Origin of the sequence: Sporolactobacillus putidus, assembly GCF_014647035.1 — a bacterium.
GTDB lineage: Bacteria > Bacillota > Bacilli > Bacillales > Sporolactobacillaceae > Sporolactobacillus > Sporolactobacillus putidus.
On sequence record NZ_BMOK01000025.1, the window covers coordinates 1 to 12,158 of the forward strand.

Genomic DNA, 12,158 nt, shown 5'->3' on the forward strand with positions numbered 1-12,158 from the left:
TTGAGTGGTGACTTTAAGTCGCAGACATTTATGTCTGAACCCACCTGCTTTAGCAGGTGGTCGTTTAGTGTCGGGTTTATTTTTTTGAAATGGGGGAAAGGCATTATAATATGGAAAAGGATGCCGGAAAAGTTAAAGTGAGGGCTAACTTGACAGAAAAAAACGGACATAGCGGAATCATAAATAAGGCAGATATGCTGGACAAAGTCATCGAATCTTGTGAACAAAACCTTACAGGGTCAATGCTCAGGTCGTCCGTCCAACAGATTTTCGACATCGATCTAAATAAAATATCTGAACGGGGGGACGGGAGGATACAGCCGTCATATCCTCCGTATATCATTGAGGGCGTCAGCAGTGATCCAGCGGCCGACAAACGAATCATGAAAATGAAAAAAGCGGATGTTATGGACGCCTTTATTCGAACGAAAGGGGGAAAGACGTCCGGATCTGAAATCAGACAAGTCATCAATGATATTTTTGGTATAAATCTAAACGGTATTTCGGCACTCGATCATTTAAAGATCTCTCTTTACTCGAAAGGTCAGTGGATTTTAAAAAAGGAAACAGATTTATTTGTTATTTACACGGGAAAAGGGGACATCGATGTCAGCATTTATCCAGCACCGTACTTTATTGAGAAAACCGGTTATAGTCAATTACCGGATGATCTTCAGGATAAATTAATCCGGCTCGGCTACTCTTACAATGATAAAATGGCCGCATTTTATTATTTAAATCCTGATGGTGAAACAGTTTCAGACAACTTTAAAAAGCAAACAATTACAGCAGTTGTCTCTTCCGTTCAACATTATCTTTAATTCTAACTGTGCTAGACAATAGCGATGATTTAAACGATATATTATAACAAAGCCATGGTAAATGACAGATCAACTCAGGCGTTAATGTAGATGAAAGGACTTTATAAACCGATACCCTGTTATATCTCTGGGTGAGATAGGAGTAGTACATGCAAGATTTTGCCCGATTTTCCAAGCTTGCCAAGATTACACAGTTGATTAATTCGAAGCTTGATCTTCGTGCGGCTTTGAAACAAGTTGTTGCAGCGATTTCCGAGGAAATTATCCAGTGCGATACGGTCGGCATCTACTTGGCGCAAGGGGACGGAACCTTTCGCGGTTATGTAGGAAAACCGGATGTGATCAATGGAACGACACTGGATCAAATGGTGATTGATCCTGAAGCCGATCAATTAGCCCAGGAAATCATTCAAACAAAAATGAGCGTTTATATTCAGAATACCGCCCATGATACGAGACCTGATCAAGGTCCGGTAAATGCCTTTAAAATAAGGTCGCTGCTAGGCTTGCCGATATGTTATGAAGAGGAACTGTTTGGGCTTGCCTTTTTATTCAATTACGGCCATCCGATGGATCTGACCAAAATGGAGATTGAGTCCGTTGAAGCTTATGTGAATATGGCGGCCGTTGCCATCCGCAACACGCATCTGTTTTCAAAACAGGAAGTTCTTCTCTCGGAAAAACAGATCCTGCTTGAAGCGACAAAAGAATTGTCCTTATGCGTGACAAGCCAGCAAGTTTTCGGGGTATGCTTCCGCTTTGTGGGAAAGACGCTGAAGAATCAGAATATCGGGGTTCATTTATTGAACACTTTAGAAGACAAATTTGCCCCCAAGACTCTGAGCGATGAGAGCGACTGGAAGGAAGAGGACTGGATCAGTGTTCATCAGAAATTAAAAGTTGATTTTACAAATGATCCTGTCTTTAAAGAGGTCATTGCGACCAAAAAGCCGTTGTTCATACCCGATGTCCGTCTGGATCCGAGGCCTAACAGAACGATCACTGAAGAATTCGCGATCAAGGGTTTATACATTCTTCCTCTTATTGCGATGGGGGAAGTGACCGGAGCGATTGCAGTTGTGAACCTTGACGCGCCTCGTACCTATACGGAGTCGGAGAAGCAATTGGCTCAATCCATCGTCGACGCAACAGGAACGGCTTTGTCTAATATTTTAAAACGAGAAAAACTGGAGGAAATCATCAGCGTCAGGACAACTGAAATTCGTGAAAAAAATATGATGCTTGAGAATGTTGTTTCAGAAATACAGCGTCTGAGCAAGCAAAACGAATTGATTCTGAATTCCGCCGGGGATGGAATATTCGGACTGCGTCCCGATGGAGTCGTCACATTTTGCAACCCTAAAGCAGCGGAAATGTTCCGGTCCCCTGTAAGCCGGATTGTCGGGAAGCGTCTGGAAGAAGTGGTTGACTATCTCCGCCCAGATTTGAGCAACTATCATTTCGAAAAATCGCCGCTGTACACTTCGCTCACTCAGGGAACGATTCAGCAACGAAATGATGCGTACTTCCGGCGGAAAGACGGGACCTGCTTTCCTATCGAATATGTAAGCACGCCGATCATGGAACAGCATAAAATTATCGGCGCGGTTGTGACGCTGAAGGATATAACCAAGCGGAAACAAATGGAGCAGAAGATTCATCATCAGGCTTATTATGACGCGATTACGCAGCTTCCCAACCGTTTTTTCCTGAATCAGAAAATCAAAGAGGCTATGGTGCGGGCGAAGACAGATGACCAATTCTTAGGTGTGATGTTTTTGGATCTTGATCACTTCAAACTGATCAATGATACACTGGGACATAGTTTCGGCGACAAAATTCTCGAACTCGGTGCTGAAAGACTCAGTGAATTCATGAAAAAGGATTGCACCTTTGGGAGAATCGGCGGAGACGAATTTCTTGTCTTGGTGGAAAAAGTAAATAATCTGGAGGAACTGTCGCTTCTCAGCAAACGAATGATCCAGTCGCTTCACCACCCATTCACGGTGAATGGTCATGAATTGTTTACGACCGCCAGTATAGGTATCAGCATCTACCCGAAAGATGCGGAGGAAGCAGAAATGCTGATTGCCAATGCCGACACGGCCATGTACCGGTCAAAAAAACAGGGAGGGAATTGCTACCACTTTTATTCCCCAAGTATGAATGAGGAGAGCAAAGAAACCGCCAGTCTGCTGTACAGCTTGCACAGCGCTCTTGAGCGGAATGAGTTTGAAATCTATTACCAGCCAAAGGTCAATATAGAAAGCTGCGAGGTTATTGGAACCGAAGCGCTGATCCGGTGGAATCATCCGCAGTTTGGCATTGTCTCTCCCGAGAAATTTATTCCTTTAGCGGAAACCTCCGGGCTGATTCTTAATATTGGTGAATGGGTGTTAAGAAACGCGTGCAGGCAAACAAAGAAATGGCAGGAAATGGGTTTCCCGCATCTGAGTATTGCTGTCAATCTGACAACCCGGCAGTTATATCAATCGACAATAGATGACATTATTAGAAGAATTTTAGCGGAAACGCAGCTGGATCCAAGATATTTGGAACTCGAACTGACCGAAAGTGTGATCATTCAAAATTCAGCCATTGAAAAAATGCATAAACTGAAAAATCTTGGGCTGTCCATCGCGATCGATGATTTTGGAACAGGCTACTCATCTCTGAGGTATCTTAAAGACTTTCCGATTGATAATTTGAAAATCGATCAGTCCTTTGTTCAGAGCAGCAAACTGGATCCGAAAATCAAAGCGATTATCTCAACCGTGATCAATCTCGCTCGCCAGCTAAATCTGAATGTGACGGCGGAGGGGGTTGAATCGGAGGAAGAACTTGTATATTTAAAATCGCAGTTCTGCTATACTATGCAAGGGTTTTATTTTAGCAGGCCGCTGCCCGCCGAGGATTTGACAAAGCTATTGCAGTCGAAAGAATCCAGGCTGTATCGGCTGCTGAAAGAATGGTCATTCCATTGACTCTCTGAAAAACTTTTATTCTGCCAAAATTGCAGGCCGATCATTTGGAGGTACATATGAAAGCGGTAAAACCAGTTGTCGATTTTCTCGTTTCCGGAGGCGTGAAGTATATTTTTGGTATTCCTGCCGGATCAGTCAATGCCTTTTTCGATGAATTGTATGAAAGAAGGGAAATTACACCCATTGTCGCCAAACATGAGGGTGCTGCTTCTTACATGGCGGCCGCCTACGCAAGAAATTCTGGACAATTGGGCGTCTGTATCGGATGCAGCGGGCCCGGAAGCACAAATCTGCTGACCGGCGCCGCCAATGCCATGCGTGAGCAGCTGCCGGTCCTTTTTATAACGGGGGCGGTGCCGACCAACACGGTCGGACTCAATGCTTCTCAGGAGCTGAGTGTTGAACCCATGTATCGTCCGGTGACAAAATACAGCGTGACCGTTTCTAAAGCGGAAGACTTGGTAAAGGAAGCCGCCAAAGCCGTAAAAATCGCTCTTTCGGGAATCCCAGGGCCAGTGCATGTAGCCATGCCTATTGATCTTCAATTGGAACAGATATCATCCTCTGAGTGTCCGCCATTCCCTTCAGTGGAGAAGATCTCTCCGGCAAAAGAGGATATTGCCGCGCTTGCAGGCGAACTCTTAAATCGAAAAAAGGGGGTTCTTTTTGTCGGTCAGGGGGCCAGAGATGCTGTGCCGGAACTGCTTGAAGTCGCGGAACTCCTCAACTGGCCGATCATAACGACGCCGCAGGCCAAAGGGCTGATCCCGGAGTCCCATCCTCTGTCTAAGGGCATATTTGGATTCGCCGGGCATGAAGAGGCATCACTGTTAATTAATGAAGGGGCTCGGGACGTTCTGTTTGTCATTGGTTCAAGTCTCGGGGAAACGGCAACAAATAATTACAATGAACGACTGACGGCAGGGCGGTACGTCATCCAGATGGACCGCGATCAAACGGTGTTTGGGCGAAAATATCCTGTCGACATGACAATACTCGGGGATTCGCGTGAAAGCCTCATGCTTCTTGCCGTGGAATTAAGAAACCGCGGACTAAGACCTGAAACAAAAACATTTGCCCCATTTAGAGAAATAAGTGCCCCGCCGGCGTCTGAAGCTTATAATACACAAAATGTCTTACTGAAAATTCAGCAGTCGCTGCCTGAAACAACACGTTATACAGTCGACATCGGAGAATTTATGTCTTATGTCGTGCACTATATGAAGGTTCAAACGGTTCATTCGTTTGATATCAACGTGCATTTCGGCGCCATGGGCACGGCGATCGGTTCGGCGATCGGCATGAGCCTGGCAGATTCCGCACGGCCTTCCGCCTGTATCACAGGTGACGGCTGTTTCTTTATGCATGGAATGGAAATCTTAACGGCAAAAGAGTACAACCTGCCGATTCTGTTTATTGTCATGAATAACGCGCGTCTCGGCATGGTTTACCACGGGCATGCCCTTCAGTATAAAAGGGTTCACGAGAGATTTGAACAGCAGCCGGTTTCCATTGCGAAAATGGCCGAAGCGATGGACATTCCAAGTTATCAGATTCGTTCAATGGGAGACATAGAGGAAAAAGAAATTCAGAATTTACTGGATCGAAAGGGCCCTGCAGTTTTGGAAGTGTCACTTGTGGACAACAACATTCCTCCGATGGGCGACCGGGTGAAATTTCTGTCGTCATTTGGAAAGTAAACTCGGGGACTACTCCGGTGCAGATCAGGATCTAAACCGAACAAATCGTAAAAAAACAGGATGAGTTTTTCATCCCGCTCTTTTAGGCTGTCTTATAAGTCGATTTTTCGACTGTAGGACGGCCTTTTAAAATTCAGAGCCTTCCCTTGATTTATTGGTCTTCGCCTTCCCGAGATCTGTGGGTTTCACCACGATTGAATTTTTATCTTCCTGATGCTCAACCCGATATTTTAGCATAGTTAATTTATTATTCCAGAATTGCTCGAAGTAAGAAAGCCACTCCTGCAGTTCTGCGAGTGATTCCGGCCTGAGGCGATAATGTTTTTCTCTTCCGATCTTTTTACCGCTTACCAGCTGCGCTTCAGAAAGGACACGGAGATGTTTGGCTATGGCCGTGCGGCTCATCGGGAACTGGTCGGTGATTTCGGATATCGGCAATTCTTTTTCAACAAGCAGGCGAAGGATTTTTCTGCGGGTAGGATCGGCAATCGCCTGAAATACATCATGTTCCTGTCTCGGTGCGGCCATCATGTTTCCATAATCTTTCTGAGCTGTTTACAGATCCCGTTCCAGCCGCCCGCCATTGTTTTACGTACCTCGTCGTTTCTCCGGCCGGCCTTCGGGACGATGTCCTCAGGATTTTTCCAGCCGTCGTGTATCAGTGTAAATGCCGTTTTATCCCCTTCGCTTTTCAGGACAAACGAAACGATCCAGCCGTCTTCATCCCAGGTGAAAGAAAGCCGGTGAGGAGGAGCAAACTCAATAACCTTACAAGGTGACGATCCATAGGGTGTCTGCAAATGAAAAAGATGTCCGGGTTTTGGTTCAAAATCATTGGGCATGAACCAGGATTCAATCCCCTCAGATGTTGATACGAAATCCCATACTTTCTGAATGGGTGCGTTGATCAAAAGGGTTTGTTCAATTGCCGGTAAGGCCGTTTGGTTGTTGTGAGCCATTATTTTCTCCCTCTCAGATTAAGTAAAACCATTTGGTTTCATTTAAAATGATATAACACCAAACGGTTTCGTGTCAATGCATTAATCTCTTCATTCACTACTTAAGGGAGCCTGCTCATGGTCTTATTCATCTTCACGATCCGGTTGACAAACGGAGGCAGACTAATGGTACAGGTGAATAGGGATGATTGCCAGTATATTAAATCACACCAACAGACAAAAGGTCATAGAAAGTATTTCTCTTCTACCTATCACTGACCAGAAAGTGAAGTCACAGCACGATCGCGACAGGCCCTGCGCCCTTGCTTCCTTGCTATAGGATGGGACGGTAGGTAATATAAAAAAAGTGTCATTAAGGCGATAAAAAATGGCTAATGTTTCAGAAACAATGTTTTCCAAACCATCCCAGCAGGGCGCGCAGGCAAATAGAGATGAATTAAGAAAACACTCATTCATCTCTATCAATTGATTTATGGAATTCTCTGATATTTATTTTATGTCTTCATAGTTGCGGGTCGGAAACTTTTTTAAAATAAAGGTGCGTTGGCAGCCCCTAGTATTAGAAAATACGCGTTCTTGTTCTTAGAAGGATAATCGCAGCAATCAAGAAAAATGGAATGAATACCCGTCTAAAGAAGGGATCACGGAGAAAGACTCCTCCACGCGGATCTACTCCGTCAATGACGCCTCTGTAAACCCTGCCATTATGATCCCAAACCTCAACAGCCTCTCCCCGGCATTGCATGATTAGCTGATGCATGTCAGTCCCCCTTGTATCATTTGATTAGAATCCGGATTCCTATGACTTTTTCTTTAAAATTGATAAACATTCTTGCAATATAAAGGTTATGTAATAAAAGAAGTCCCTGAGCAGGCAGTCTCATCAATGATGGAAAAAATCCACAGCTATCACCGAATTCGTGTTTTGTTCAAAATCATCAACCTTTGATTCTGATTTTTTGGGGGAAGTTTTTCTATACAAACCACAAATCAGTTAATTTGAAAAAAAGGGTTTTCCGAAAGCTCGCTATAATTGCATAAACAGCATGATGACTGTATTCTTTATTTAAAAATAAGATTCAAACAGATTTATAAAAGAGATCTGTCTAAAAATTACGTAGATTGATAGATCTGCAGGGAAAATTCGCTACAGGAGGAATAGATGATAAATCTTAACCGCGACTCTGACTCGGCAATTATTGTACTTCACGAAATATACGGCGTTAATCAGCATATGAAGGGTATTTGCCAATCGCTCTCTGAATACAATTTTGACGTTTTTTGTCCGAACTTATTGGAGCGGAGCGATCCTTTCGATTATTCTGATGAAGAAGCTGCATATCGCCATTTTATGAATCAGGTAGGATTTGATCATGCCTCTGCAAAAATTAAAACAATGGTACGGAATGTCAGGGAGAATTATCAAAGACTGTTCATCGTCGGATTCAGTGTGGGAGCGACGGTTGCGTGGATGTGCAGCGAAGAAGAGAATATCGATGGGATTGTCGGCTATTACGGTTCCCGAATCAGAGACTATTTGGGAATGACACCTCAAATGCCTGTTATGCTCTTCTTTCCGGAGGAAGAAAAATCGTTTAATGTTAATAGGCTGATTTCGGCATTAGCGAATAATAAAAAGATTAAGACACATCAATTAGTGGGACAGCACGGGTTCAGCGACCCTTATTCCTTAAAATATAATGAACAATCATCACAAACCGCTTTTCGCGAGATGATTAAATTTTTGAAAGGCCATTAAGAATTTTTTATCCGGCCGCTTAATACGTTGTTCTTTAACAATATGGATGGCTTAATTATCGGGCATCCAGTTAGCATTCATTTATTAAAAAATTCTAATGTTCAAGCAGTCATGTTTTTCATAAACACGGACATAGGAGGTTCGAACAATACGACTATAATGATTGCTACATACGCTGGGGAAAATAGACAAGGTTCCGGTCTTATGTGAGACCGCACATCAGTTAACGGTAAAGCATCGAGTTTGTCTGCGTCGGTAAAACAGGGGGGATGCCAAATCATCGGCTGATTGTGCACGTTATTGCAGAAGCCCGAATCTGATTAATTCTCCTGAAGGCCGATTATAAGCAGCAGAAGGGAACGGAATATATCCGTGATAACCACGGGAAAAAAAAATACTTTTTCTAAGCTTTATGGACTGTTATTTAAATCACAGAGAAGGAGAAAAGAGTGAGTCAATGAATAAACCCTTATTGACCGATATGCTTCATGAACAGAGCATTTTTTCCAAGGTTCCGGAAATTACGGCCTATTTCTGGATCACCAAAGTGCTGACAACCGGAATGGGGGAGGTGTTCTCTGATTATTTGGTCAAACAGATCGATCCAGTCATAGCTGTGGCCCTCGGTGGATTGGGTCTTGCAGCTTCGATGGTTCTCCAGTTCATGGTGAGACGGTATATCGCATGGATTTACTGGCTGGTCGTCGTCATGGTCAGCATATTCGGTACGATGGCCGCTGATGTCGTCCATGTCGTACTGGGCATTCCGTACCTCATATCAACCGCATTCTTTGCAGCGGTATTGGCAGCCGTCTTCGTCATCTGGTATGCAGTCGAGAAGACACTGTCGATACACAGCATTTACACCTTTCGCCGTGAGCTATTTTATTGGGCAACCGTACTTGGAACGTTCGCACTCGGAACTGCTTCCGGGGACATGACGGCGATGACCTTGCATCTCGGTTACTTCTCTTCCGGGATATTGTTTGCTATCTTTCTTGCTCTACCGGCACTGGGTTATAAGCTGTTCGGCCTCAATGCGATTTTCGCCTTCTGGTTTGCTTATGTTATGACACGCCCGGTAGGTGCCTCTTTTTCAGACTGGCTTTCCAAGTCGCACAGTCTCGGCGGGATTGGACTGGGAGAAGGCCAGGTCAGCCTTGTCTCAACGATTATTATCATCGTCCTTGTCGGATACCTGCAGATCACGCGGCCGGATGTTAAGGGAAAGCCGGCAGAGTCTGGGACGCCGTGAGAAACCGGATTGAGCGCATGTTTCCAAGAAGGCTGGCGATTCGCAACTTCTAAGATGATTTTGCGCGCGTTCAGCCTAAATAAAGCCATGGATATATGTATAAAAAAACCAAACTACCTGCCCTCTATCATCTATTAGGGTCAGGCAGTTTTTTCATTTTCAATCAGCCGAAATATCGCCACCCAGGCAAAAATATCGCTGCCCAGCGGAAAATATCGCCGCCCAGGCAAAAATATCGCTACCCAACGGAAAATATCGCTGCCCAACGGAAAATATCGCCGTCCAACGGAAAATATCGCCGTCCACGAAAAAATATCGCCGCCCAGCGGAAAATATCGCTGCCCACGAAAAAATATCGCTGCCCAACGGAAAATATCGCTGCCCACGAAAAAATATCGCTGCCCAACGGAAAATATCGCCGTCCACGAAAAAATATCGCCGCCCAACGGAAAATATCGCCGTCCACGAAAATATATCGCTGCCCAACGGAAAATATCGCTGCCCAGGCAAAAATATCGCCGCTCAGCGGAAAATATCGCCGCCCAGGCAAAAATATCGCCGTCCACGAAAATATATCGCCGCCCAGCGGAAAATATCGCTGCTCACGAAAATATATCGCCGCCCAGCGGAAAATATCGCCGTCCAGGCAAAAATATCGCTGCCCAGCGGAAAATATCGCCGCCCACGAAAAAATATCGCTGCCCAGCGGAAAATATCGCCGTCCAACGGAAAATATCGCCGCCCAGGCAAAAATATCGCCGTCCAGCGGAAAATATCGCTGCCCAGGCAAAAATATCGCCGTCCAACGGAAAATATCGCTGCCCAGCGGAAAATATCGCCGCCCACGAAAATAAATCGCTGCCCAGCGGAAAATATCGCCGCCCACGAAAATAAATCGCTGCCCAGCGGAAAATATCGCCGCCCAGGCAAAAATATCGCCGTCCAACGGAAAATATCGCCGTCCACGAAAATAAATCGCTGCCCAGCGGAAAATATCGCCGCCCAGCGGAAAATATCGCCGCCCAGCGGAAAATATCGCTGCCCACGAAAATAAATCGCCGTCCAACGGAAAATATCGCTGCCCACGAAAATAAATCGCCGCCCATGAAAAAATATTTGGTTGTTAACGATCATTGCACAGCAAATCCGGCGAGAGCTGATAGATTCTGCCTTTGTTTTCTCCATAATAATTTTGTCCGGTGGAATGAAGGATTCCCTTTGCAACGGCTTGGGAATCCAACAAAAGAAAGTCCCGACATTGCTTGTTTGTAATATTTGGACCGAAGAGAAGGTAATAGTCCCGGAGTGCAGCAAGATGTGCATTAATCGAGGAATGATTGCATGGGTCGCAATGCCAGTATCGGAGACTCCGCTTCATAGGAGACAATCCGCAGTTCGGACATTGGACACCATTGATAATGTCTTTTGGGCTTAGTGATTTGATTAAAGTAAATAAATCAACGACATAAGGATTATGACCGGTAAACAACTGATTCCCCATATTTCGCAGATCGGATTGATGAATGAATGACTTTGTGTGAAGCTGGTTAATCTTGTCCAGCTCTTTTCCAAGGTAGGACTTCCTGATAATATTTCGAATAGAAAAATCTTTTTGATTGTCAATCTGAAGCTGGGCTGAGGAGGTGATCACAACACGACTCTCTACCGGGAAGTCGGGAATCTCGAATCTCTGCTTGAGCCATTTTCGCAGCTGTTCCGTTAGCCTCTCAGCCTGTAAAACCGGATCGTCAAATATATCAGTCTGTCCATCGATTTCCCTGATCATTTGCCACAGACCATGATCAATTGTCAACTTACCCGAAATGTTTTTCACCTCAAGAATCAAGGAAAAACGTGAGCACATAATCAGCCAGTCGATTTGAAAGTAATGAATTTTATCGAAAAGACGGAGATTATGAAAAATGAGGAACTCCTCATCGGGGAGATAATCAAGGAAATAAGTAATCGATTGTTCGCCACGAAAACCAGCCATACATCGTTTAAATCGGTTTTCCACCTCGTTTCTGGTGCTGCCTGGAGCGAGCCTTCTCAAACAGGCCTCATATTGCTTAATATGATAAGGAATTTTGATTGGTTTAACAAACATTCAGCCACCTCACTTTCATTCTATAAGTGAAAATTCAACATGAGCGATGAATGTCCTGTATCCATAAAAAGGAAAAAAGTACAATTCTGTGAAGAACAATGTATGAGTAAAATATTTGTAGGCAAATTACCTTCCTGTCCATACCGTTAACGGCAACTGCCGTTAACGGTATGGACAGGGCACCAAGCGGAAGCGCGGTAGGTAAGTGAGCATTTTCCATGAAAAGAGGGTTACTCCTTGGTAGAATCAAAGTCGACGAAAACCAGATTCTAAAGGAGATAACCCTCGTGAAACAGGATACCACAGCCTATTTAAATTTAAAACAGATTGAGCAGCTTGTGTGGCGGAAATTACAGGAAACCTTCGGCTTGGTGATGAAACACCTGCTGGAAGAGATGGATCAACAGATCGCTGAAGAACGGGACAAAAAGCAGTACCGCCTTTTGAATAAACGATCCCTCCAAGTCGTCAGTCTCTTCGGCGAAATGAAACTGGAACGCAATTTTTATCTAGATCGAAAAAACAACCACTATGTTTATCTTCTCGACCGTTATCTGTCATTTGAGCAGGAGG

The 12,158-nt window shown here is 44.6% G+C and carries 10 protein-coding genes; 7 read left to right on the forward strand and 3 right to left on the reverse strand.

Annotated features, from left to right (window positions below):
* Nucleotides 1-149 precede the first annotated feature (149 nt).
* The 3 genes from IEX81_RS16275 to IEX81_RS16285 all read left to right on the forward strand — a co-directional run bounded on the left by IEX81_RS16275 (nucleotide 150) and on the right by IEX81_RS16285 (nucleotide 5,505).
* Nucleotides 150-821: a hypothetical protein gene (locus tag IEX81_RS16275; protein ID WP_188805252.1), complete on the forward strand. Its 672-nt coding sequence runs from the start codon at nucleotides 150-152 to the stop codon at nucleotides 819-821.
* A 149-nt stretch (nucleotides 822-970) separates the two neighbouring features.
* Nucleotides 971-3,805, forward strand: a complete 2,835-nt coding sequence (locus IEX81_RS16280; RefSeq protein WP_188805254.1) for a bifunctional diguanylate cyclase/phosphodiesterase — start codon at nucleotides 971-973, stop codon at nucleotides 3,803-3,805.
* A 56-nt stretch (nucleotides 3,806-3,861) separates the two neighbouring features.
* Nucleotides 3,862-5,505, forward strand: a complete 1,644-nt coding sequence (locus tag IEX81_RS16285) for a thiamine pyrophosphate-binding protein (protein WP_188805256.1) — start codon at nucleotides 3,862-3,864, stop codon at nucleotides 5,503-5,505.
* A gap of 126 nt (nucleotides 5,506-5,631) precedes the next feature.
* Here IEX81_RS16285 and IEX81_RS16290 read toward each other — a convergent pair whose 3' ends face one another.
* Entirely contained in the window at nucleotides 5,632-6,033 is a 402-nt protein-coding gene (locus tag IEX81_RS16290; RefSeq protein WP_188805269.1) for an ArsR/SmtB family transcription factor, read from the reverse strand.
* Entirely contained in the window at nucleotides 6,033-6,464 is a 432-nt protein-coding gene (locus IEX81_RS16295) for an SRPBCC family protein (protein WP_188805257.1), read from the reverse strand. The genes IEX81_RS16290 and IEX81_RS16295 overlap by 1 nt, the downstream gene beginning before the upstream one ends.
* Nucleotides 6,465-7,626: 1,162 nt before the next feature.
* Between IEX81_RS16295 and IEX81_RS16300 the strand changes: the two genes are divergently transcribed.
* The 3 genes from IEX81_RS16300 (at nucleotide 7,627) to IEX81_RS16310 (ending at nucleotide 10,332) form a co-directional block, all read left to right on the forward strand.
* The gene (locus tag IEX81_RS16300; protein WP_188805259.1) at nucleotides 7,627-8,223 is read left to right on the forward strand and encodes a dienelactone hydrolase family protein; all 597 of its coding nucleotides are present in this window, start codon (nucleotides 7,627-7,629) and stop codon (nucleotides 8,221-8,223) included.
* 457 nt (nucleotides 8,224-8,680) lie between these two features.
* Complete coding sequence (locus IEX81_RS16305) at nucleotides 8,681-9,478, forward strand: COG4705 family protein (protein ID WP_188805261.1); 798 nt, start codon at nucleotides 8,681-8,683, stop codon at nucleotides 9,476-9,478.
* 95 nt (nucleotides 9,479-9,573) lie between these two features.
* Nucleotides 9,574-10,332 (forward strand): hypothetical protein, encoded by a 759-nt coding sequence (locus IEX81_RS16310; RefSeq protein ID WP_188805263.1) that lies wholly within the window; start codon nucleotides 9,574-9,576, stop codon nucleotides 10,330-10,332.
* A gap of 269 nt (nucleotides 10,333-10,601) precedes the next feature.
* Here the strand turns inward: IEX81_RS16310 and IEX81_RS16315 are convergent, their stop codons facing one another.
* The gene (locus tag IEX81_RS16315; RefSeq protein ID WP_188805265.1) at nucleotides 10,602-11,585 is read right to left on the reverse strand and encodes a nuclease-related domain-containing protein; all 984 of its coding nucleotides are present in this window, start codon (nucleotides 11,583-11,585) and stop codon (nucleotides 10,602-10,604) included.
* A 287-nt stretch (nucleotides 11,586-11,872) separates the two neighbouring features.
* On the opposite strand from IEX81_RS16315, the gene IEX81_RS16320 reads away from it, so the two are divergent.
* Nucleotides 11,873-12,158, forward strand: a 286-nt coding sequence (locus IEX81_RS16320) for a UPF0236 family transposase-like protein (RefSeq protein WP_188805267.1), incomplete at its 3' end; no start/stop codon positions are given.